Source organism: Rhodococcus sp. ACPA4 (genome assembly GCF_002300185.1).
Taxonomy (GTDB): domain Bacteria; phylum Actinomycetota; class Actinomycetes; order Mycobacteriales; family Mycobacteriaceae; genus Rhodococcus_F; species Rhodococcus_F globerula.
Window position 1 is genome coordinate 2,459,806 of sequence record NZ_NSDY01000001.1, and the last position, 23,744, is coordinate 2,483,549.

Genomic DNA, 23,744 nt, shown 5'->3' on the forward strand with positions numbered 1-23,744 from the left:
CGGTGCCTCAGCGTCGAATACTGTTCGCGGGCAGTCGCGCACTGCGCACTGTTTCCGGTGGACAATGACTCAGGCGCAGCACCAAGGCAATGGACTCCTCGCTACCGAGATCGAGTAGCACTCGCATGTGCAGGCGCAATGCATCGAGTTCGCTGGCAAACGGGTCGGACAATCGCGCGCAGTCGTCACCGTCGCGGGCGTACAGGAACACTGGTGACATGGGTTGCACACCCAATCCGTGCTCCTGTGCGCACACCCACACCGCTTCGGCAGCCGAACCGCCGCGAACATAGTCGTCGAGACAGGAACCGTCCACAGTCACCACACCAAATGCCGAACTCGACGTGATGCGGTCACGAGCACTGATCCCCAATACTTCTCCCGCGCCCCATCGCGCCAGCCGGGTCACCACGTCACTACGCCTGACGACGTCGAGGAATGCCACCTCGCTGTCGGCGAGCCCCAGTGTGCGGATATCGATCCCTGTATTCGCTGTTTCCGATCCCGGCCAACGCAATTCGCCGATCATCTGCTCGTGCAGCATCGGCGTCAGGTATCGGATACGGTCAGCGGCACCCACGACGTCCCCGAACGCACCAAGATCACGCGGGTCCGTGTACAGATGAAGGTGACCACCTTCATCGCGCGCGGCGCCCCGCAGAGCATCCTCGAGCTCACGGCCGATCGATGCTTGCACACCTACCCCTCGATTGGTACTTCGCTCCATCATCGCCGGGTAGTGCTGCGCCAGAAGCTGATTCGTCGCTTCTCCCAGCTTGACGCTTGCCACCAAATCTACCGAATCCGGATCGGGAAGAAGAACTGTGTCACCAAGAATTCCGTGTGCCGCTGCTGCGACCTTCGCGTTGTAGACGGCAGCACCGATCGCCACATGGGTTGCGCGGCCCTCAACATCCATCAACGACGTTCGATCACGATCCGCATGAACGTGGATCAGCGGCCCATCGACCTGGACGGCCCAGGGTTGGGCATTTCCGCCCGAGGGCGCCCACCTGATCGCCTCGAGAACAGCCTCGACGCCGTCGGCCGGCATTGTCGGTGCCGCGCCAGCCACCACACTCGTTTCAGGAACATTGCTCTGCGAAAAGCCATCCTCGTCGACCAGCGGATCATGCAGGCAATTCAGTCGGGCACCCGAGTCGATCCGGATCCGGCCGGACGGCAGCGACTCCCCCAAGCCGAACCGGCGCACCGCCGTCGCCACAGCGGATGCCCCCGCGAAGCATTCACTTCCGAGCTGCGGCCACGTCGACAGTGTCGACCCGACTTCGACCAGTGACGCAGCCATTTTCGCCGACAGTTCTGCAGCCGACAGGAGCGCCAACGCATGGGGGATCTTCTCCTGGGCCGTTAGTCCAGCCAAGGTTGCTGTGTCGACATTCCCGAGAAGCCCGTGAAACAACGGCCGCTGCGGCTCGAGATCAAAACGCTCGACGTCCAGCAGCCCACGATCGGTTGTCTCCATGATCACCGGGATTCCACGACCACGCGCCACCCGTCGTATCGACATCTTCGCGTCGAGCGAATCACATTCCTCGACAACCAGATCCAGACCGTCGACAATCTTCTCGACGCTCGCGTCCGTCACCCCGGCCGTAAACACCGACACAGCAAGATACGGGTCGAGTTCGGCAACACGCCGCGCTGCGACCACCGCCTTGTTGACACCCACGTCAGTGATTCCCACCGGGATTCGGTTCAGGTTCGAGAGGTCGATACTGTCGAAATCTGCCAATCTCAGCTCGCCGCACAACCCTTCGAGCGCCAGAGCCTGCGCGATGACATTCCCGACACTCAACCCGACGATTCCTACACGCAACCGTCTCAGTCGCGCCTGTTCGTCACGGGTGATCTTGTTCCGGTTCCGGTCCAACCGGAGAAGTGAAAATGATTGCGGACCAAGAATTCCCACCAGCTCGCGCCGCCACGGGTAGTACACCCATCGACAAGGTTCGTCGACAACCCGGCGATCAGGAAGGTCGCGAAGTCCCGACAACTCGTCGCGGAACCGAGCCCGATGGTCGAGTGTCAACGTATCCGGTTGTCGCCTCACCTCTTCCAACGAGGCAACGTCGGCGGCGACTCGCTCGTCGAACACTCTCGCTCGCCAGAGCGCCTCATTCCCGGCCGACACCATCGCCGAGTCCATCTTCCGCGAAGCTGTCAGACGGCACTCGCGCCCCCTCGAGTTGGGCTGCCTCCGCCAGGAGTGCCGGCAACTGAGTATGGTGCGTCTTGTCCACGTAGGTGTGCTTGTCCCACCACATCATGCGAGTCAGATACCGCTCGTCCGGATACGGAACCCCGGGAATGGAATCCTCCATGACGCCGCCACAGGTAGCCCAACGGTCGAGTACGTACCCCGCGGCCGTCGCGAATGCGAACCTGACTCCGAGCAACGACAGCGCATGCGGTGCGATGCGCGACAATGCCGACGTCAGCTCACCACGTCTCTCCGCTTGCGCCCCGCACCAGGCAGTCTTGAGTTCGATCACACCACTTGGGATACGCCCGTCGATCATGGCGTAAACCTGTGCGATACCAGGGTGGTCGGTCCATTCCTGGACAGCGTGAGCCTGGTCCGCACACATGTACGGCCCCTGCACGCGCACGCCGCCGACAACACGTCCCACGTCGTCGAGAGCCACGAAGAACAGCGTTGTCGAGAGCCCGTCCACTATGTCGTCGTATTCGACGACACTCTCGACTCCGTGATGTCGATAGTTCTCCCGCGCACCGTCCAGATATTCGCGCCATAATCGCGGATGCGACGCTGGTGTTGCAACAAGGAACCAGCACCGGGACGTAGCGTCGAAATAGCCACATTCCGATGCCGTAGTCGTGGGTGCTGTAGTCGTGCGTACCGCAGTAACAGAGGTTGTGCTCGCCGCTCGAGTCATGACAGTCCCGTCCACACCAGAAGGTGCGTAGTCGAAGCGCGAGGAGAGAATCTTATTGTCGCAAGAAATCGGCACCGATGCTCGAATCTCTGCGTCGACAGACCACCTGGCAGAATTCAAGCAACCCCTCGGCGAACAGGAATCACTTTCGTGAACTCAGACCTCACACTCGCGCCGCAGCCCGATCGCGGACCGATTTTCGTGAAAACACGCCCGGTGCGCACCGGCGACATCAACGCGGCCAAAGCGCTCCGGTTGGACGGCGTCGCCCGATACCTGCAAGACATCGCCACCGACAACATCGAGGCCATCGAAGCCGTCGACACTCACCCGCTCTGGATCGTGCGTCGAACCGTCATCGACGTCATCCGTCCGGCGATCTGGCCCGAATATCTGACCATGACCCGGTGGTGCTCCGCATTCTCGACGAGGTGGGCGAACATGCGTGTCCGCTTCGACGGCAGCAACGGTGCGCTGATCGAGACGGAAGGGTTCTGGATCCACATCAGTGCAGAGTCCGGTATGCCCACCCGGATGAGTGACGACTTCATGAAACCACTCGAGGAATCCACTGACGAACATCGCCTCAAATGGAAACGTGTGATCGCCGACAACGCACCGGACGCCGAAGCACCGGGTGTCACCGACACTCCGTTCACCCTGCGTGTGACTGATATCGACCCGTTCGATCACGTCAACAACGCCGTTTACTGGCAAGCCGTCGAAGAGGTGATCAGTACCCGAACTGCACTGCGCAGCACGCCTCACCGGGCGGTGATCGAATACCTCTCACCCCTTGTCGCCGGCGACGACGTGGTCCTACGGAGCCACGTCGAAGGTTCGCGCCTCACCGTCTGGTTCCTGGTGGGCGATGCACTGCGCGCCGTTGCACAGGTGAGTGCGCTCTAACGCAGCTTGCGAGTAGCTACTGCCGCAACGCCGAACACCAGAGCGAGAAGGATCGCGGCCCAGAAACCGAAGAGCCACCACACGACACCGAAGACGACAACAGCCGGCGCCACAGTGATGAGTGCAATGGTAGGGCTTTCCCGTACCACCTCGAGAGCCGTTCGAGCATGCGTGCGATCGAGCTTCTTGCCTGCCATGGAAACCTCCTTCAAGGTCCTGACCATCCAGAGTAACCGTCACTGGTAGCGACAAAGCGGATAACGTGAACGCATGGCAGACCACCGCACCCTCGTTCTCATGAGACACGGAAAGTCCAGCTATCCCGAAGGCATTCGCGATCACGAGCGGCCACTCGCCGCACGGGGACTGCGCGAAGCCCGCCTCGGCGGCGAATGGATCCGCGAGAACGTCCCACCCATCGACGCCGTATTGTGCTCGACGTCGCGGCGCACCGTCGACACCCTGGCCGCGACCGCCGTCGACGCCCCGACAGGCTTCGACAAGTCGATCTACGGCGGATCCCAGGCCGACGTCATCAACGCAATCCGGACCACGTCCGCCAATGTCAGCACGCTCCTGGTCATCGGCCACGAACCGGGAATTCCGTGGACTGCACTGGATCTGGCATCGAACGAGAATTCCGAAGCAGCCCAACGGATTCGAGACAAGTTTCCGACGTCGGCAATCGCCGTGTTGTCCGTGCCCGTTCCGTGGTCAGAGCTCGACGACGCCGCAGCCGCACTGCTGGAGTTCCACGTTCCCCGCTAGACCACCTCGCGCAGTACGTAATCCGAGTGTTCCAGGGCGGCACGGTCGAAGGTCGACGTCGATGCCAGCAACTCGTCTGCGCCCGTCCGCTCGGCCAGATCACTCAGGTGCTGCTTTACCTCGACCCCGCTCCCGTACAGGGCCGAAGCCACGAACGAGTCGATACGCCTGGCGGTTCGATCGCTGAGCGCTGCGCCCCTGATCTGTTCCGCCGACACGAGCGGCGGAAACTCCCCTGTCCGTGACGATTCCGCGAGCGCGTACGCCTCCGGAATCAACAGCTCACGGGCCGCCTCGGTGGTATCGGCAACCATGACTTCGAGCGAGACCACGACATAAGGATCGGGGTGCGCGTCGCTGGGCTGGAAAGTCCGGCGATACTTCTCCAGCGCCTCCACCCTGTTGGTACCACCGATCTCGAGCATGGGCCCACCCACGACTACCGGAAGCCCCAGCTGCGCTGCCACTTTCAACCCGGTGCGCGTGGCAAGCACAAAGATCGGCACCCCGCCGCGCGACGCCGGACGAGCCGTGACGACGGCAGTTCCGTCCAGATAGCGTCGCAGTTCCTCGATATCAGCGGCAAACGTGTCCGGCGCGTCCTTGCTCCGTCGTAGCGCCTGGCGAACCGGTTCCGTGAAGCCCAATGACCGGCCGAGACCCAGATCGATTCGACCCGGATACAGGGCATCCAACATCAGGAACTGTTCCGCGACAACCAACGGTTGATGATTCGGCAGCATGACGCCGCCGCTGCCCAGTCGAATGTCGTGCGTGTGAGCGCCAATGGCTGCAAGAAGCACAGCCGGCGACCCACTCGCGATACCCGGAACCGCGTGATGCTCGGCGACCCAGAACCGGTGGTAGCCGAGAGCGTCGGCACCTTCGGCTCGCGCGAGGGTATGAGTCAGAGCGGCGGAGTCGGGGTATCCGCTCCGGGTTCGGGATCGGTCGAGCAGTGAAAGAAGCACTCTCGAAGCAACAAGGAATTCGGAAAGTTTCATCCGATTCGCAATCGAGGACCGTTTCTGACCGCAATACCCGCAACACTGGACCTGTCGCCGGAATTCACCATCACATGAAGGGCACGTTATGGACATCAAGCTCGAACTCGTCGCCATTCCCGTCACCGACATCGACCGCGCCAAGGACTTCTACGTCCGACTCGGCTTCAACGCCGACCACGATCACACCGTCAACGAGAACCTGCGTTTCGTCCAGCTGACCCCACCCGGTTCCGCCTGCTCCATCTGCATCGGCAAGGGAATCACCGACGCCGAGCCCGGTTCGGTCGCCGGCATGCAGGTGGTAGTCAAGGACATCGAAGAGGCCGAGCGCGAGTTCAAGAGCCGCGGGATCGATATCAGCCCGATCGACGACCAGGCTTGGGGACGATTCATCTACTTCGCCGACCCCGACGGCAACAAGTGGGCCGTCCAAGAGATCGTCATCCCGGACCTCAGCGGCAGTAACTCCTGAAACGAAAAATCCCCCGCCTCATCAGAGGCGGGGGATTTCTCACGAACTAACCGCTAGCGGTAGTCGTTGCTGAAGCCGTAGTCGTCCAGCGGAACTGCAGCACCGGTGTTCTGGCCGAAGCCGTCCGGGCTGTAGTACTGGTCGTCGTACGCGGGCACTGCGTACGCAGCGGCGCGGGCCTCTTCGGTGGGCTGAACCTGGATGTTGCGGTAACGGTTGATACCGGTACCGGCAGGGATCAGCTTGCCGATGATGACATTTTCCTTCAGACCGATCAGCTTGTCCGAGCGGCAGTTGATTGCAGCGTCGGTCAAGACACGAGTGGTCTCCTGGAACGATGCCGCGGACAGCCACGAATCCGTCGCGAGCGACGCCTTCGTGATACCCATGAGCACCGGACGGCCTGCTGCGGGCTCGCGGCCCTCAGCGACAACGCGGCGGTTGGCCGATTCGAACTCGGCGCGCTCGGTGAGCGAACCGGGCAGGAACTCGGTGGCACCGGAATCGATGATCGTCACGCGACGAAGCATCTGGCGCACGATGACCTCGATGTGCTTGTCGTGGATCGACACACCCTGGCTCCGGTACACCTCCTGGACCTCGTTGACCAAGTGGATCTGAACCTGACGCGGACCCATGACTCGCAGGACCTCGTGGGGATCGGCAGCACCTTCCATGAGCTGCTGTCCGACCTCGACGTGGTCACCGTCTGCCAGAAGGCGGTCTTCGCCGTCGCTGTGCTTGAAGCTACGCAGACGCTGACGCTTGGAGAGCTTGTCGTAGACAACCTCTTCGCCGCCGTCGTCCGGCACGATCGTGATCTTGTAGAAACGATCGCCGTCTTCGAGCTGCACCCGACCGGTGACGTCCGCGATAGGAGCCTTGCCCTTCGGCACACGTGCCTCGAACAGTTCCTGGACACGCGGCAGACCACCGGTGATGTCGGCGCCGGCCACACCACCCTGGTGGAAGGTACGCATGGTCAGCTGGGTACCGGGCTCACCGATCGACTGTGCGGCGACAATACCGACAGCCTCACCGATGTCGACCAGCTTGCCGGTGGCCATGGAGCGGCCGTAGCAAGTGGCGCAAACGCCGGTGCCGGTGGTGCACGTCAGGACCGAACGGACCTTGACCTGCGTGATACCGGCCTCGAGCAGGGCGTCGATCGCGGGGTCACCGAGATCGTGTCCACGCTCGACGATGACCTTGCCGTTCTCGTCGACTGCGTCAGCAGCCAACGTGCGGGCGTACGTGCTGGTCTCCACGTGAGCATCGCGGATGATCGAGCCGTTGGCCTGCTTCTCCGAGATCGTGGTGACGATGCCGCGCTCGGTGCCACAGTCGGTCTCGCGAACGATGACGTCCTGCGACACGTCCACCAGACGACGGGTCAGGTAACCCGAGTCGGCGGTACGCAGAGCGGTATCGGCCAGACCCTTACGAGCACCGTGCGTGTTGATGAAGTACTCGAGAACGGTCAGGCCTTCCTTGAAGGAAGACTTGATCGGACGCGGGATGAACTCACCCTTCGGGTTTGTCACCAGGCCCTTCATACCGGCAAGCGAACGAACCTGAGTCATGTTGCCGGCCGCGCCGGACTTCACGATCATCGGGATCGGGTTGTTGTCGGGGAAGTGAGCCTCCATGGCCTTGCCGACCTTTTCGGTCGCTTCCTGCCAAATGGTGACCAGAGCGCTGTTGCGCTCCTTCTTGTCCAAAGCACCACGCTGGTACTGCTTCTCGATCTTGTCGGCCTGAGCCTCGAAGTCCTCGATGATGGCAGGCTTCTCCGGCGGAACCAGAACGTCCGAGATGGAGATCGTGACACCGGAACGCGTTGCCCAGTGGAAGCCGACATCCTTGAGCTTGTCGACGGTCTGAGCGACCACGATCATCGGGTAACGCTCGGCAAGATCGTTGATGATCGTTGCCTGACGCTTCTTCGGCATCTGCTCGTTGACGAACGGGTAGTCCGCCGGAAGCAGCTCGTTGAAGAGCACGCGACCCAATGTGGTGACAGCGGTCCAGCCGTCGCCGTAGTTCCAGCCCTCGGGGAACAGTTCCGCTTCGCGATCACGCGGCGGACGCTGGTTGGTCAGACGCACCTTGATCTGCGACTGAACTGTCAGCGCGCCACGATCCACGGCCATCTGAGCCTCGGCGGGGCTGGAGTACACGCCCTGCTCCGGACCCTCGGACGTAGCTGCAGCGAGCTCACCGACGACACCGTCGTCGAGACGCGTCAGGTGGAACAGACCGGTCACCATGTCAAGACGCGGCATAGCGAGCGGGCGACCCGAAGCGGGCGAGAGGATGTTGTTCGAGGACAGCATCAGGATGCGTGCCTCGGCCTGAGCCTCTGCCGACAGCGGAAGGTGAACAGCCATCTGGTCACCGTCGAAGTCGGCGTTGAAGGCCTCACACACCAACGGGTGGAGCTGAATGGCTTTGCCCTCGACGAGCTGCGGCTCGAATGCCTGGATACCCAGACGGTGCAGCGTAGGTGCACGGTTGAGCAGCACGGGGTGCTCGGCGATGACCTCTTCGAGGACATCCCACACCTGGACGCGCTTGCGCTCGACCATGCGCTTGGCCGACTTGATGTTCTGCGCGTGGTTCAGATCCACCAGACGCTTCATCACGAACGGCTTGAACAGCTCGAGAGCCATCAGCTTCGGCAGACCACACTGGTGCAGCTTGAGCTGAGGACCGACGACGATCACGGAACGACCCGAGTAGTCGACGCGCTTTCCGAGGAGGTTCTGACGGAAACGACCCTGCTTGCCCTTGAGCAGATCGCTCAGGGACTTCAGCGGGCGGTTACCCGGTCCGGTGACCGGACGTCCACGACGACCGTTGTCGAACAGGGCGTCGACAGACTCCTGCAGCATCCGCTTCTCGTTGTTGACGATGATCTCGGGAGCACCGAGGTCGATCAGTCGCTTGAGGCGGTTGTTGCGGTTGATGACGCGGCGGTACAGGTCGTTGAGGTCGGACGTCGCGAAACGTCCACCGTCGAGCTGAACCATCGGGCGAAGCTCCGGCGGGATCACCGGAACGGCGTTGAGGACCATGCCCATCGGCGAGTTGCCGTTGGTCTGGAAAGCCGCAACCACCTTGAGGCGCTTGAGAGCACGGAGCTTCTTCTGGCCCTTGCCGCTGCGGATGGTCTCGCGAAGAGACTCTGCCTCGGCGTCGAGGTCGAAGTTCTGCATCAGGATCTGGATGGACTCTGCGCCCATCGCACCCGTGAAGTACTCGCCGTAACGGTCGACCAGCTCGCGGTACAGCAGCTCGTCGATGATGAGCTGCTTGACGCTCAGCTTGGTGAAGGTGCTCCAGATCTCGTCGAGACGATCCAGCTCACGCTGCGCGCGGTCACGGAGCTGACGCATTTCGCGCTCGCCGCCGTCCTTGACCTTGCGGCGGACATCGGACTTGGCGCCCTCTGCCTCGAGCTCGGCGATATCGGCTTCGAGCTTCTGTGCGCGTGCCTCGAGATCGGCGTCGCGCTGATCTGCGACAGCCTTCTTCTCGACCTGCATCTCGGCTTCGAGGGTGGACAGCTCGTTGTGACGGAGCTCCTCGTCGACACCGACGATGACGTAAGCCGCGAAGTAGATGATCTTTTCGAGATCCTTCGGAGCCAGGTCGAGCAGGTAACCGAGGCGGCTCGGCACACCCTTGAAGTACCAGATGTGCGTGACCGGTGCGGCCAGTTCGATGTGACCCATGCGCTCACGACGAACCTTGGCGCGAGTGACCTCGACGCCACAGCGCTCACAGATGATGCCCTTGAAGCGGACACGCTTGTACTTACCGCAGTAGCACTCCCAGTCCCGGGTGGGGCCGAAGATCTTCTCGCAGAAGAGGCCGTCCTTCTCGGGCTTGAGCGTGCGGTAGTTGATGGTCTCCGGCTTCTTGACCTCGCCGTAGGACCAATTGCGGATGTCCTCTGCGCTGGCCAAGCCAATGCGGAGTTCATCGAAGAAGTTGACGTCGAGCACGTAACTTCCTTTCCCCGTTGGGGTTACGGTTGCCGGTCACCCGGCAACCTGACTGCCAATTCAAATGTGAACTACGCCCCCGGGCCGCTCTTTCACAGAGCAACCCGGGGACCGAAACCTAGTTCGCGAGGTCGTCGACCGTTGCCGCTTCGTTCCTGGACAGGTTGATGCCCAAGTTCGCCGCAGCGCGCTCCAAGTCCTCGTCGTCGCCGTCCGCCATCGTGATGGCAGCGCCGTCCGAGGACAGCACCTCCACGTTGAGGCAGAGCGACTGGAGCTCCTTGAGGAGCACCTTGAACGACTCGGGGATGCCGGGTTCCGGGATGTTCTCGCCCTTGACGATGGCTTCGTACACCTTCACGCGACCAACCACGTCGTCCGACTTGATGGTCAGCAGTTCCTGCAGCGTGTAAGCCGCGCCGTAGGCCTGCATAGCCCAGCACTCCATCTCACCGAAGCGCTGGCCACCGAACTGGGCCTTACCGCCGAGAGGCTGCTGCGTGATCATCGAGTACGGACCGGTCGAACGAGCGTGGATCTTGTCGTCGACCAAGTGGTGCAGCTTGATGATGTACATGTAACCGACCGAGACCGGGTACGGGAACGGCTCGCCGGAGCGGCCGTCGAACAACGTGGCCTTTCCGTCGGGGCCGACCATCTGCTCGCCGTCGCGGTTCGGCAACGTGGACTCGAGGAGACCAGTGAGCTCGTCTTCCTTCGCACCGTCGAACACCGGGGTGGCGATGTTCGAGTCGGCAGGAGCGGCGAGCATCTCTTCCGGCAGGGTCGCAGCCCAGTCCGGACGAGTGCCGTCATCGGCGATCTGAACGTTCCAGCCGGTCTTGCCGATCCACCCGAGGTGGGTCTCCAGGACCTGACCGATGTTCATACGACGCGGGACGCCGTGCGTGTTCAGGATGATGTCGACAGGCGTGCCGTCCGAAAGGAACGGCATGTCTTCCTGCGGGAGGATCTTGCCGATAACACCCTTGTTGCCGTGGCGGCCGGCGAGCTTGTCGCCGTCCTGGATCTTGCGCTTCTGGGCCACGTACACGCGAACGAGCTCGTTGACACCGGGAGGCAGATCGTCGTCGTCATCGCGCGAGAAGACGCGGATGCCGATGACCTTGCCGGTCTCACCGTGAGGAACCTTGAGGGACGTGTCACGAACCTCGCGGGCCTTCTCACCGAAGATGGCGCGAAGGAGGCGCTCTTCGGGGGTCAGCTCGGTCTCGCCCTTCGGCGTGACCTTTCCGACCAGCACGTCGCCGTCACGAACCTCGGCACCGATACGGATGATGCCGCGCTCGTCGAGGTCAGCGAGGACCTCGTCGGAGACGTTCGGGATGTCGCGAGTGATTTCCTCGGCACCGAGCTTGGTGTCGCGGGCATCGATCTCGTGCTCCTCGATGTGAATCGAGGTCAGGACGTCCTCTTCCACCAGGCGCTGCGACAGAATGATCGCGTCCTCGTAGTTGTGGCCTTCCCACGGCATGATCGCCAGGAGCAGGTTCTTACCGAGAGCCATTTCACCGTTTTCGGTGCAAGGGCCGTCAGCGAGGACCTGGCCGGCATCGACGCGCTGTCCCTCGTCCACGATCGGACGCTGGTTTGCGCACGTGCCCTGGTTGGAACGCGCGAACTTGCGCATCCGGTAGGTCTTGCGGCTTCCGTCATCGGCCATGACCGTGATGTAGTCCGCTGAGACCTCTTCGACAACACCGGTCTTCTCGGTGATGACGACGTCACCGGCGTCGACAGCTGCACGCAGCTCCATACCGGTACCGACGAGAGGCGCTTCGCTGCGAACCAGCGGAACAGCCTGACGCTGCATGTTCGCACCCATCAGGGCGCGGTTTGCGTCGTCGTGCTCGAGGAACGGGATCATCGCGGTAGCGACGGACACCATCTGACGCGGCGAGACGTCCATGTAGTCGATGTCGGAGGACGAGACGAACTCGACCTCGCCACCCTTACGACGAACGAGAATCTTCGCGTCGGTGAAGCGGCCGTCACGGTCGATGGCCGAGTTGGCCTGTGCGACGACGTGGCGATCCTCTTCGTCAGCGGTCAGGTAATCAACCTGATCGGTGACCTGGCCGTCGACAACCCGGCGGTACGGCGTCTCGATGAAGCCGAACGGGTTGACGCGTGCGTACACCGACAGCGAACCGATCAGGCCGATGTTCGGGCCTTCCGGGGTCTCGATCGGGCACATGCGGCCGTAGTGCGACGCGTGAACGTCACGAACCTCGAGGCCGGCGCGCTCACGGGACAGACCACCCGGGCCGAGGGCAGACAGACGACGCTTGTGCGTCAGCCCCGACAGCGGGTTGTTCTGGTCCATGAACTGCGACAGCTGGGACGTTCCGAAGAACTCCTTGATCGCAGCGACGACCGGGCGGATGTTGATCAGGGTCTGAGGCGTAATCGCCTCGACGTCCTGCGTGGTCATGCGCTCACGAACAACACGCTCCATGCGGGACAGGCCCACGCGGATCTGGTTCTGGATGAGCTCACCAACGGTGCGCAGACGACGGTTACCGAAGTGGTCGATGTCGTCGACCTCAACGGGAACCTCGACGCCGTCCGGTGCCGTCATCGAGGTGTCACCGGCGTGCAAACGCACGAGGTACTCGACGGTGGCGACGATGTCTTCTTCGGTCAGCGTCGAAGCAACAATCGGCTGACCTGCGTTGAGGCCGAGCTTCTTGTTGATCTTGTAACGACCGACGCGAGCGAGGTCGTAACGCTTGTCCTTGAAGAACAGGTTCTCCAGAAGGGTCTGGGCGCTCTCCTTGGTGGGGGGCTCGCCCGGACGCAGCTTGCGGTAGATGTCGAGCAAAGCCTCGTCGGTACCGGCGGTGTTGTCCTTCTCCAGCGTGGCCATGAGGATCTCGGAGAAGCCGAAGCGCTCCGTGATCTGCTCCGTGGTCCAGCCGAGTGCCTTGAGCAGGACGGTGACGGGCTGACGACGCTTACGGTCGATGCGGACACCAACGGTGTCGCGCTTGTCGACGTCGAACTCGAGCCATGCGCCGCGACCCGGGATCACCTTGACGCTGTGCAGATCCTTCTCGGTGCTCTTGTCGACGCTCTTGTCGAAGTACACACCGGGGGAACGCACGAGCTGCGAGACAACCACGCGCTCCGTGCCGTTGATGATGAAGGTGCCCTTGTCGGTCATCATCGGGAAATCACCCATGAAGACCGTCTGGCTCTTGATCTCACCAGTGTTGTTGTTGATGAACTCCGCGGTGACGAACAACGGCGCCGCGTAGGTCATGTCCTTGTCTTTGCACTCGTCCGTCGAGGCCTTGACCTCGTCGAATCGAGGATCAGAGAAGGAGAGTGACATAGAGCCGGAGAAATCCTCGATCGGAGAAAGCTCCGCGAGGATGTCTTCGAGACCGCCGGACACTGCATTGTCGCCGAGAGCTGCTGCTCGTTCGCGCCAACTCTGCGCGCCGATCAACCACTCGAACGAATCGGTTTGAACATCAAGAAGCCCGGGAACTTCGAGGGGTTCGCGAACTTTCGCGAACGAAACCCTCTTCGGGGCTCCGGGGATTCCGGAAACTGCCTTGGTCTGGCTAGAGACTGCCAAGATGCGTCCTTCCAGCACCTCACGCGGGCCGCTCCGTACTGTTGCGACCGCCGCTGTATCTGCTTCGAATTTCGCTGGTTACAACCCGAACGAAACCCGTCGCAGAAAGCAAGAAGTACTTGACTTCGCAGCGGTTGAGACGAGGGGTGGACAGGAGGCAGCCAGCGCAACGTCCAAAAGTACACCCTTACTCAGGAAATGTCGAGTCGGGTGTAGCTGAGGGTCTGATTCAGGTGCTGACGTGAGACTGCCGATCACTCGTCCGTGCATGTTCACCGCTCAGACTGGACCTTCGGAACCGCCCCGTCAAGAGCGCCGAGGTAAGTCGTGGCATTCGAACAGTCGACCGACTCGGTTCGAACACCGTTGTCGGTAGTGTAGCCAGTCACTGACCCGGATACGAAAAACTGGACCGGAATCCATTTCCGGTCCAGCTCGTTGTACACATTTGTCAGCGGTCGCGGATCTCCGAGATCAGCCAATTACCGTCCTGCTTCTCCAAGCTGACGACAACCATCCCGGAACGGGAACCGGCAGCCACACCACTCTGCGTCGAACTCACGTTCAACTGCGCGAGTAGTTGCGCTCGGTCCTCCTCGAGCCTGGTGACACCGATCTCCGTGACATCCGCCGTAGTCGCCGTCTGGGTTTGTTCGACGCCGGCCTTCTGTGTGTCCTTGTACTCGGTCAGCTGATCACGCATGGCCTGGTTCAGACCCTGCAAGCCTTTGTCGAAATCGGCGTCGAAGGTGCCGGGCGCAAAGGTGAACACCGCCTCGAGCGCCGGTGGAGTCACCCGCAGCACCTCAGCCGTCGCCCCCTCGTCGACCCATGCCACGTCGTCCATCTGGGCGCCGACCTTGAAGAAGGCGAGACCCGCGAGCACTGCGACTACCACCGCTGCTGCGCCAACCCCGATGACCAGCGGCCACGAAGTGCGACTCGCTCCCTTCGACAGAGCAGGCTCTGGTGCTGGCGGTTCCTCAGCGAGGCTGGGCTCGGCTGCCGTCTCGGGACTCGGCTGGCCTTCCTTCTCGAGACTCGGCTTCGGGGCTTCCTTCTCGAGATTGGTCGGGGATTCCTTTTCGAGACTGAGCTTGGTGGCTGTCTCTGTCTCGACGGCCTCGACGTTCGCTGGTTCCTCGGCCGGCGTCCCCGCGGGGACGTTCAACGAGCGGGCTGATCCGGCTATCTTCGGCCGACGGTTCTGGTTTGCCTGCGGCATCCCGACTCTGCGCTTCGGTGGCATTACGCGCTTCTCCTTCGGATGGCTGATCGAGGCTGACTACTGGCCACCTGAATCGCCCCCTACGCTCGGTGCGGGCGCCTCGGTGGGCGCTGGTGATTCGGTTGCCGGCGTCGACCCATCGGAACTGCCGGTGCCGTCGGCGCCCGGCAATGTGCCCGACTCCAGATCGATCCGGCTTCCGACGGGCTCAGCCGAACTGGCCTTCCAGATACCGTCCACCTCGACCATGCCCAATCGCATACCCACCTGGTTCTTCACGTACTGGCTGCCCTGGGTGGTGGTGACCTTCACGACCACAAGTGCCGTAGCAGTCCTGTCGTCCGTGTTGAGTTCGGTGAGCGCAGCAGACATCACCTCGGCGTCGGCCTTGGACCCGGAGTTCCGCAGTTCGTCCGTGATGGAATCTTGAACACTTTGGAGGTACACCGTCATCTCGTCACCGGTAACCGAAGACCGCATGGTCTCGATCGACGCGTCGAGATTCGCCGAGTCGGCGTTGTTGAGATTGATCGCAACCTGCTGGGCGCCGATCAACGCCTCGTCGCGAATCTCTGCGGTGTTGCGGTCGGTGGTCAACGCCTTCACGTACGGGACGCCGAACACACCTAGCGCAACTAGTGCGGCTACGAGGAGAACGCCGACCGCAACAAGCGGCGCCGTCACCCCCTTCGGACTGCTTTTCTGAATCACGCTCACTACCCTACTTACCTGTTCTGTCCGGATCCTGGCAGCACCAATTCCGTTGCCTCGAATCCTCAACTGCCCCAACCCAATAGCACACCGTGGGGCACATCTACTTCGGCGTCACTCCGAGAGCTGGCGCCAACTGGGTAGCAATCGGATTGAGATTCAACTTGTCAGGATCGACCTTCGGCTTGAAGTCCCACGGCTGAATCGTGCCGGGATCGGCGTAGACAACCCGGTTGGCACTGCGAACACCCGTCTCGCTGCCCAGCGGGACCTCACAGGACGCCGCCGTGTTCAACGGGAAATCCTGCTGCGTGTCGTCGAAGTTGGGATCCTGACGCTTCATGTCATCGAGAATCGCCATGGTGCCTTCGTACCCGACGGTGCACGACAACGGATTGTTTGTCTCCAGCACCAACCCTTGGTGCACGGTTCCGTCACCGGGAGCCACTGTCGGCGCGGCCGCAGCCAAGCCTGGCAGGAAGATCAGGAACGGCTGCAGCGCAATGGCGCGGGGCGCCAGCGTCTGAGTGAACGACGCCAGATTTGTCAGGTCCGTGGTCAGCGCCGGACCGGTCTCGTTCACGAGGGCACCGATCTGTTCGCTGGCCGGAATCCCGTTGTCGATCAGACGCCTGATGTCGGGGTCACTGGTTCGCAGTTGTGCGGCAATGACATCGAGATCTGCACTGAACTGCTTGATGGACGACGACTGGTCGGACTGGGTCGTGAGCACCGTCTGGCTGTCCCTGATCAAACCGAGCGTCTGAGGCAAGGTGTCGAGGCCGGACTGCGAGAGCCCGGACAGCGAGTCGGCCAGAACCTGGATGTCCTCACCCTTGCCGTTGAAAGCTGCCCCGAGTTCGACTGCGACGGTGTGCAGGGCGTCAACGGGCACCGAATGGACCAGGCCGTTGGCACTGGTCAGCACTTCTTCGACCGGAACCGGCGTCGCTGTGTCACCCACTGCAATCACAGAACCGTCCTCGAGGAACGGACCCTGATCGGTATCGGGGATCAGATCGACGAACTGTTCGCCGATTGCAGAACGGTTGGCCACAACGGCTCTCGTCGACGCCGGGATCGGCGGTGCATTGTTGTCGATCTTCAGATCGACCTCGATCCCGTCATCCGTCAGCGACAAGTCACCGACCCGCCCCACCGGCACACCGCGATACGTCACCTCGGCATTGGTGAAGATGCCGCCGGACGTCTGTAGTTCCGTCTTGACCGTGTACTGCCCGAAACCCAGGAGGTTGTCGAGGCGCACGTACTTGCCACCGACATAGACAAGCCCTAGGAGCGCAACCAACACGAAGCCCACTAGCTGCCACTTGACCAGAGCCGATCTCATTGTCCACCACCGATTCCGAACTGATCCAGCATTCCCTGGATGGGGTTGAGTGGGGCACCGACTGCAGGTGCGACCGGCAACTGCGGGAGGATCGGCGCAATCGGGAGCAGTGACACCGTTGGCCACCCCGGTCGCGGACCGTTTCCGTTGTAGTACGGATTCGACGGATCAACCACAGGCTTGGGATCACCGAACTTGGGCTGGCGGTACTCGGGATCTCCCTGTCCGACACCAAGTCCGGAGAGCGTGTTACCGATTTGCAGGTCGACGGCCAGGAACAGGTTCACCGATCCACCCTGAGTGATCTTCTCCACTCCGTCCGGGAACGGGAAGGTCGGCAGGAAGGGTAGGGCACCGACAAAGTCGTCACCCGAATCTGCCAAAGCCTGCAGAGTGGGCCGCAACGCCTGAAGATCCGCGATCAAATCGTCCTTGGACTGTGTCAAGACATCGGTGCCGACAGTTCCGAGGCGGTCCACCTGCGCGAGCATCTGCGTCAACTGCGGGCGCTGCTCGTTGAGTACCGCTGTTGCCACCGGCAGTTCGTCGAGGATCTTGGCGATCTTGTCGTTCTGTTCGTTCACTCGACTGGACAACACGTCGAGACCGTCGAGCGCACGAGTGATGTCCTCACGCTGTTCGTTCAAGCCTCCGATCAGCGTATTCGCCTGTTCCAGAAGACTTCTTGTTGTTCCCTCGCGGCCGTCGAATGCCGCGCCCAGTTCCTTGACGATGGGCTGCAACTGGCCGACGCCACCACCGTTGAGCAGGAGCGACAATGCGCCGAGCACCTGTTCGATCTCGGTGGCGTGGCGTGTGCGATCCAACGGAATCAGGTCGCCGTCCGACAATTTCGCCGTGGTGTCCGCTCCGCTCGGAGGAGCCGACAGCTGAATGAATTTCTCGCCGAGCAGATTGGTCTGCTCCACGGCCGCAACGGCGTTGGCCGGCAGGTCCACCGAAGAATCCAAGATGATCCCCACGTCGGCGGTCCACCCGTCCGGGCCGACTCCGATCTTCTCGACCCGACCGACCGGAACGCCGTCAACCTTGACCGCGGACTGTGGAACCAGATCGAGAACGTCGTCGAATTGAATAGTCAGATTCATGGGGTTCGATCCCACGTCAGGCCCACCCGGAAGAGGCACCGCATAGATGCCCTCCGACGAGCAGGCACTCGCACCGAGCAGGACCACAAGTCCCGCACCGGCAATCACTGTGCGCTTCACTCGCCCTCCCCGCTGTTCAGTCGCGGCGACACGACACCCGGCACCGTGCCCGGAACAACCTGCATCTGACGCTCCGGACCGGCCAGGATGCCGAACGGGAGATTCATGTTCTTGGCCTGGTCGGCAGCATCCGTCATAGCAGCCACCGCCACGCACTGATCAATGGCGGGCTGCATCTGCCGTCCCAACTCCTCGAACTGAGGATTACCCGGAACCAGTTTGCCGAGATCCATCAACTTGCACATCACCTCAGCCGGGTTCTGCAAGTCCGGGAACGCCAGACGCGAAGCGAGAACACCGGATTCAGCGTCATACGAGTTCACGAGATTCGAAATGGCGAGCGGCAACATGGTCAGGGTATTGGCAAGCCCTTCCTTGTTGTTCGCCAGCGTCTGCGTCGGCGCAATCAGGCCTTCTGCGGTGGTTGCCAGCTGATCGCGGTTGTCTGCCACGAACTTCGCGACATCACCGAGAGCAAACGACAACTGATTCAGAGCGGCACCCAGATCGTCGCGTTCACCCGCCAGGAATCCGGTGAGGTCTGACAGTTGCGTGTTGAACTGGCGCACCTGTTGATCGTTGGTCGCCAATGCTCCGACAAACGTGTTGAGATTTTTGATGGTGATCGCGATGTTGTCACTCGAGTCGTTCAACGTGCGAGCCGCATCGGACAACTGGGTGATGCTCTCCCCCAACGCTGCTCCGTTTCCATCGAGATTCGCGGCACCGGTCTCGACGAACTTGGACAGCGCACCGTCCTTGTTCGCACCTTCGGGTCCGAGCGCCGACGCGAGGTCGTTGATGCTCGCGTACAACTGATCGACCTCGACCGGGGTGGCGGTGCGCTCGATCGGAATCACCGAACCACTGGTCATTTTGTTGCCGCCCGTGAACACCGGCGTCAACTGAATGTAGCGGTCCGCCACCACTGACGGAGTCACCTGAGCCGCATTGGCATCCGCCGGGATATCAATTCCACGATCCACACGGAGGTCGACCTTGACCTGATCACCCTGCGGCTCCACCGAGGTGACAGTGCCGACCTTCACACCCAGAACTCGCACGTCGGAACCGTCGTAGATACCGATGGACTTGTCGAAGTACGCCGTGATCGTTGTTGTGCCCGCGCGGGTGAACACCCACCACAGGGCGCCGCCAACCACCAACACACCGATCAACGCTGCGGCAATGATCGCCAGAGTTCGCTTCTTGGAGCCACTTTCGGCTTCAGTGATATCAGCCATCAGTTACCTCCCAACGTGCGAATCGGATCGCGAGGGCCCGGAATCAGTGGCAGACCAGGCGGAAGAAGGTTGACAACGACCTGGTCGAACCAACGGCCGTTGCCGACGACGTTGGCGTACAGGCGAATAAAGGGTTCGTAGAGCTTCAGAGCCTTGTCCAAGTTCTCGTTGTTGGCTTCCAGGATGTCGATGACGCCGTTGAGTTGGGTCAACGCAGGTCCGATTGCCGCCTCGTTGTCGCGGACCAGTCCGGTGAGTTGCTGTGACACCCGCTGAGTTCCGGTGAGCAACTGCGAGATCGCCTGCTGGCGGTTGTTCAACTCCTGCACCAGCAGAGCACCGTCGCTGATCAGTTGAGTGAACTCCTTGTTCCGGTCCGCCAAGATCTGCGACGTCTTTCCCGTTGCCTCGAACAGTTTCTGCAGGTCCTGATCGCGGCTCGCAATCGTCTGCGACAGCCGACTCACGCCGTCCAGCGATGCCCGGACGTCGTCTGGCGTCTCGGAGAAGGCCTCCGACAACGTTTCCATGCTCTGCGCCAACTGCTCCGTGTCGATATCACCGACCGTGTCCGCGGCCGACGAGAAGGCCTCGACCACGTCGTACGGAGCCGTCGTGCGCTGCAACGGAATACGATCTTTCGGATTCAGATTCTCGGTGCCACGCGGATCCAGAGCCAGGTACTTCTGTCCCAGAATCGTCTTGATCTGGATGGACGCTGACGTCTGATCGCCGACCCACGCATCCTTGACCTTGAAGTCGACCAGAACGCGGTCACCGTCAAGATCGACCGACGTCACCTTGCCGACCTTCACACCCGCAATGCGGACCTCGTTCCCGGGCTTGAGCCCAGCAGCTTCCGAGAACTCCGCCGCGTACGAAGACCCTGCACCGACAAAAGGAAGCGAATCCATGAAGAAGGCGGACATCGTTGCGAGGAGCACCACCACGATGCCTATGGCGCCGGCCATTGCCGGACTACGACGCTTTTTCATCGGCCCTGCAACTCCTTCATTCCGTCTTGAGTGCATCGCTTGGCCGCATTGGTGTAGATCGGCATATTGACCGTCGGCAACCCGGTCGGCAAGTTCAACGTTGCCGACTGGCCGGGACCCGCAATGATGTCGATTCCGCACAGGTAGAACTGGAACCACGATCCATAGCTTGCGACCCTGGCCAACTTGTCCAGCTTCACGGGCAGGGTCTCGAGCACTGCGTTCACGTCGTCACTACGACGGTTCAGCGTGGTCGCCAGTGTGTCCAGCGCCGTGATCGATCCTTGGATCGACGGTCGCGTCGGCTCCAGCAGGTCCGCTGTTGCGTCCGTCAGTCCGGCGAGCGACGTCACGGCGGAGCCGACAACTCCGCGCTCGTTGGCAAGTCCGGTGACCAACTGCTGTGTGTTGACGATGAGCGAATCCAGATTCTTGTCGTTCGCGTTGACTGTCGACAGCACTTCGTTGAGATTCTTGATCACCGCGCCGATGACAACGTCCTTGTCCGCCACCGTGTTTGTCAGGCTCGCCGTGTTGCGGACGAGTTCGCTGATCGTTCCCGACTCACCCTGGAAAACCTGGATGATCTGGTACGACAGCTTGTTGACGTCCTCGGCGCTCAGAGTCGTGAACAAGGGCTTGAAACCGTTGAACAGCGTCGTGAGGTTGACGGCCGGTCGGGTCTGCTCGAGTGGGAGCGTTTCGCCTGCGGTCAGCTTCTTGCCCTGGCTGCCTTCACCTTGAGACAGCGAGATGTAACGCTGCCCGACCAGGTTCCGGAAGCGAATCGTGGCAATGGAACTGGCCGGCAACCAATCTCGATCGGAAACCGAGAACTGCACTTCGGCTTGGTTGTCGTTGACGATGGCGATCTTCTCGACCTGACCGACCCGCACGCCGGCAATCCGCACCTCGTCGCCCTCGTTCAATGAGGTGACGTCGGAGAACACAGCATTGAACTTCGTCCCGCCGCCTCCCCCGAGGTTTGCGATACTCGCCGCCAGCAAGCCTGTTGCCAGAATCGTGACGACGACAAAAATGATGAGCTTGGTCAGCGGTGCTGCGAGACCTCTCATTGGAAGCTCACCTCCGCACCGGTAAATGCGGGAGCGCTGACCATGGTCGTCCACGACGGAACATTCTCCGGTGCAACACCATTAGCTTGGCCGTAGATCACCTTCAACGTATCCTCTTCGAGTTGCGAGCCCGCATATCCGGCTTGCTGCACCGGACCGGTGGTGTTGGTCGAGAACATCTGCGGTCCCGAACCTTCTGGAGCGGGCAGGAACTCGAGCGTTTCCGGACCACCGTTGCGAGAGGGAACCTGATAGGAGCCGTCGCCGTACGAACCGCCGGGATACTGCGGGAAAGGACGACCGGGCTCGGTGACATTGTCATAACAAACGGGTCCACGATTGTCGACGAGCCGAGGCTCGTCCTGGTTGGGGATGTAACGGCCCTTCGGGTTCACAATCTGAATGTTCGCGCGGACACCTGGGTTGGGCGCGTCCACCGACAAGATCTTCGCCGCCTCCGGCGCAGTATCGGAGAATCCTCTGAAGGTGCAACCGAACGTCGGCGAGTACTGCGCGAGCAGTTGCAATGCCTCTCGGGAGTCTGCGGCAAAAGTGATGATCGACTGCGCATTCGTCTCGAGGAAAGCCGCCGTGGTCGACGACGTCGCCGTCAACGAAGCCAACAGGGTGTTGACCTGATTCTGCTTCTCCACCACCGTGTTTCCGGTGGTGCGCAGAGTGTCGAGTGCATTCACCAGATCCGGCGCGGCCTCCGAATAGGTCTGTGAGAAGTCAGCGAACTTGCGCAGATCCTCTTGCACGGCGGGGAGTTCGGTATTGACCTCGCGGAAAATCTCCTCGAGACGGTCAACGGTGAACCCCAACTCAGCGCCGCGGCCGGTCAGGCCTTGTGCCAGCGAACCGAGGGTGTTCGCGAGATCCTGCGGCGGAATTGCCTGCAGCAACGGGAGCAAACCGTCCAAGACCTCGCCAACCTCGATCGCGTTGCCGCTCTTGTCCTGATGAAGCACGGTCCCGGCCGAAAGAGGCGGAGCCGTTGTCCCCTCCGGGATGATCAGCGAGACGTACCGCTCACCGAACAGTGTCTTCGGGAGCAAACGAGCTGTCGCGTCGGAGGGAATCAACTCGGCTTTGTCCGGTTCGATCGCGAGAACCGATGTGACGACACCATCGGTTGTCGACGCAGATCGCACCTCGCCGACCAACATTCCACGAACCTTGACATCCGCGTTGGGAGGTAACGCATTTCCCACGGAATCGGACAGGAGATCGACCTTCACGACGTCGGTGAATGTCTTGTTGAACGCCCCGATCGTGAAGGTGAGAAACAGCGCCAACACAACGAAGAACACAATTCCCAGCACACGGCGGCGCAGAACGGACGGAGCCTCGATCATCCGGCCACCCTCACTGTTGTCGTGGTCCCCCAGATTGCAAGGCTGAGGAAGAAGTCAAGCACTGCGATCGTCACGATTGCCGCACGAACGGCGCGACCGACGGCCACACCGACGCCTGCCGGGCCACCCGAAGCGTGAAATCCGTAGTAGCAGTGGATCAAGATCAGAACAAAAGCAAAGACCAGAACCTTGGCAAACGAATACAACACGTCCTGCGGTGGCAGGAACAAGTTGAAGTAATGGTCATAAGACCCCGTTGACTGGCCGTTGAATACCGTACTGATCACGCGCGAGGCCAGATAGGCGGCAAGCAAGCCGACGATATACAGAGGGATGACGGCCACAAAGCCGGCGATCATGCGAGTCGTCACCAGGAAGGGAACCGACGGGACTGCCATGACCTCGAGCGCGTCGATCTCCTCGGAGATACGCATAGCACCGAGTTGTGCGGTGAAACCACACCCGACCGTCGCCGAAAGGGCCAGCGCGGCAACAATCGGCGCGATCTCGCGAGTATTGACGTAGGCAGACAGGAAGCCGGTCAGGACCGAGCTACCCAACTGTTCCAGCGCCGCGAACCCCTGCAATCCCACAACGACGCCGGTGAATCCGGACATCATCGCGATGACGCCGATAGTTCCGCCGATGACGGCCAATGCGCCACTGCCGAAGGTCACTTCAGCGAGTAGACGCAGAGTTTCCTTGCGGTAGCGGTGCAGTGTGCGCGGTGTCCAGGCAATGGCTCGCGCGTAGAACGACATCTGCTCACCCGCGCGATCAAGCACGTTGAGCGGCATTCTGGCTACTTTGCGGCTCTTCAGCAGAAACTGATCGCCGCGGCCTCGTGCGATGGTCATG

General features: G+C 61.5%; 18 protein-coding genes. 3 read left to right on the forward strand and 15 right to left on the reverse strand.

Going from position 1 to position 23,744, the window contains the following annotated elements; genetic code table 11:
• Nucleotides 1–7: 7 nt before the first annotated feature.
• Both CJ178_RS11095 and CJ178_RS11100 read right to left on the reverse strand, forming a co-directional pair.
• Nucleotides 8–2,170 (reverse strand): Rv1355c family protein, encoded by a 2,163-nt coding sequence (locus CJ178_RS11095; RefSeq protein WP_257013106.1) that lies wholly within the window; start codon nucleotides 2,168–2,170, stop codon nucleotides 8–10.
• Nucleotides 2,139–2,921 (reverse strand): hypothetical protein, encoded by a 783-nt coding sequence (locus tag CJ178_RS11100; RefSeq protein ID WP_092801880.1) that lies wholly within the window; start codon nucleotides 2,919–2,921, stop codon nucleotides 2,139–2,141. Before CJ178_RS11100 ends, CJ178_RS11095 begins: the two co-directional genes overlap by 32 nt.
• 150 nt (nucleotides 2,922–3,071) lie before the next feature.
• On the opposite strand from CJ178_RS11100, the gene CJ178_RS11105 reads away from it, so the two are divergent.
• Entirely contained in the window at nucleotides 3,072–3,830 is a 759-nt protein-coding gene (locus tag CJ178_RS11105) for an acyl-[acyl-carrier-protein] thioesterase (RefSeq protein ID WP_095886707.1), read from the forward strand.
• Here the strand turns inward: CJ178_RS11105 and CJ178_RS11110 are convergent.
• On the reverse strand, nucleotides 3,827–4,027 hold the full coding sequence (locus CJ178_RS11110; RefSeq protein ID WP_033236447.1) for a hypothetical protein: 201 nt from the start codon (nucleotides 4,025–4,027) through the stop codon (nucleotides 3,827–3,829). The two genes, CJ178_RS11105 and CJ178_RS11110, sit on opposite strands and share 4 nt — an antisense overlap.
• Nucleotides 4,028–4,100: 73 nt before the next feature.
• Here CJ178_RS11110 and CJ178_RS11115 point away from each other — a divergent pair, with 73 nt between their 5' ends.
• A complete protein-coding gene (locus CJ178_RS11115; protein WP_092801886.1) occupies nucleotides 4,101–4,598 on the forward strand; it encodes a SixA phosphatase family protein in 498 nt (165 codons plus the stop codon).
• On the opposite strand, the gene CJ178_RS11120 is transcribed toward CJ178_RS11115, so the two are convergent.
• Nucleotides 4,595–5,602: an MsnO8 family LLM class oxidoreductase gene (locus CJ178_RS11120; RefSeq protein WP_092801889.1), complete on the reverse strand. Its 1,008-nt coding sequence runs from the start codon at nucleotides 5,600–5,602 to the stop codon at nucleotides 4,595–4,597. The two genes, CJ178_RS11115 and CJ178_RS11120, sit on opposite strands and share 4 nt — an antisense overlap.
• A gap of 88 nt (nucleotides 5,603–5,690) precedes the next feature.
• Between CJ178_RS11120 and CJ178_RS11125 the strand changes: the two genes are divergently transcribed.
• A complete protein-coding gene (locus CJ178_RS11125; protein ID WP_092801892.1) occupies nucleotides 5,691–6,077 on the forward strand; it encodes a glyoxalase superfamily protein in 387 nt (128 codons plus the stop codon).
• A gap of 53 nt (nucleotides 6,078–6,130) precedes the next feature.
• On the opposite strand, the gene CJ178_RS11130 is transcribed toward CJ178_RS11125, so the two are convergent.
• The 11 genes from CJ178_RS11130 to CJ178_RS11180 all read right to left on the reverse strand — a co-directional run bounded on the left by CJ178_RS11130 (nucleotide 6,131) and on the right by CJ178_RS11180 (nucleotide 23,743).
• Nucleotides 6,131–10,087: a DNA-directed RNA polymerase subunit beta' gene (locus tag CJ178_RS11130; RefSeq protein ID WP_045070980.1), complete on the reverse strand. Its 3,957-nt coding sequence runs from the start codon at nucleotides 10,085–10,087 to the stop codon at nucleotides 6,131–6,133.
• Between the two features lie 118 nt (nucleotides 10,088–10,205).
• Nucleotides 10,206–13,712: a DNA-directed RNA polymerase subunit beta gene (rpoB, locus tag CJ178_RS11135; RefSeq protein ID WP_095886708.1), complete on the reverse strand. Its 3,507-nt coding sequence runs from the start codon at nucleotides 13,710–13,712 to the stop codon at nucleotides 10,206–10,208.
• A 433-nt stretch (nucleotides 13,713–14,145) separates the two neighbouring features.
• On the reverse strand, nucleotides 14,146–14,943 hold the full coding sequence (locus CJ178_RS11140) for a hypothetical protein (protein ID WP_095886709.1): 798 nt from the start codon (nucleotides 14,941–14,943) through the stop codon (nucleotides 14,146–14,148).
• A 36-nt stretch (nucleotides 14,944–14,979) separates the two neighbouring features.
• Nucleotides 14,980–15,633, reverse strand: coding sequence for a hypothetical protein (locus tag CJ178_RS11145; protein ID WP_257013107.1), 654 nt, complete (start codon nucleotides 15,631–15,633; stop codon nucleotides 14,980–14,982).
• Nucleotides 15,634–15,736: 103 nt separating this feature from the next.
• A complete protein-coding gene (locus CJ178_RS11150) occupies nucleotides 15,737–16,984 on the reverse strand; it encodes an MCE family protein (RefSeq protein WP_092801942.1) in 1,248 nt (415 codons plus the stop codon).
• Nucleotides 16,981–18,213 carry an MCE family protein gene (locus CJ178_RS11155; RefSeq protein WP_092801945.1) on the reverse strand — a complete coding sequence of 411 codons (1,233 nt, stop codon included), beginning with the start codon at nucleotides 18,211–18,213 and terminating at the stop codon, nucleotides 16,981–16,983. Before CJ178_RS11155 ends, CJ178_RS11150 begins: the two co-directional genes overlap by 4 nt.
• The gene (locus CJ178_RS11160) at nucleotides 18,210–19,457 is read right to left on the reverse strand and encodes an MCE family protein (RefSeq protein WP_095886710.1); all 1,248 of its coding nucleotides are present in this window, start codon (nucleotides 19,455–19,457) and stop codon (nucleotides 18,210–18,212) included. The genes CJ178_RS11155 and CJ178_RS11160 overlap by 4 nt, the downstream gene beginning before the upstream one ends.
• Entirely contained in the window at nucleotides 19,457–20,452 is a 996-nt protein-coding gene (locus tag CJ178_RS11165; protein WP_092801951.1) for an MCE family protein, read from the reverse strand. The genes CJ178_RS11160 and CJ178_RS11165 overlap by 1 nt, the downstream gene beginning before the upstream one ends.
• Nucleotides 20,449–21,528, reverse strand: coding sequence for an MCE family protein (locus CJ178_RS11170; RefSeq protein WP_092801954.1), 1,080 nt, complete (start codon nucleotides 21,526–21,528; stop codon nucleotides 20,449–20,451). The genes CJ178_RS11165 and CJ178_RS11170 overlap by 4 nt, the downstream gene beginning before the upstream one ends.
• Nucleotides 21,525–22,886, reverse strand: a complete 1,362-nt coding sequence (locus CJ178_RS11175) for an MCE family protein (RefSeq protein WP_095886711.1) — start codon at nucleotides 22,884–22,886, stop codon at nucleotides 21,525–21,527. Before CJ178_RS11175 ends, CJ178_RS11170 begins: the two co-directional genes overlap by 4 nt.
• Nucleotides 22,883–23,743: an MlaE family ABC transporter permease gene (locus CJ178_RS11180; protein ID WP_033236461.1), complete on the reverse strand. Its 861-nt coding sequence runs from the start codon at nucleotides 23,741–23,743 to the stop codon at nucleotides 22,883–22,885. Before CJ178_RS11180 ends, CJ178_RS11175 begins: the two co-directional genes overlap by 4 nt.
• Nucleotide 23,744: the final 1 nt, after the last annotated feature.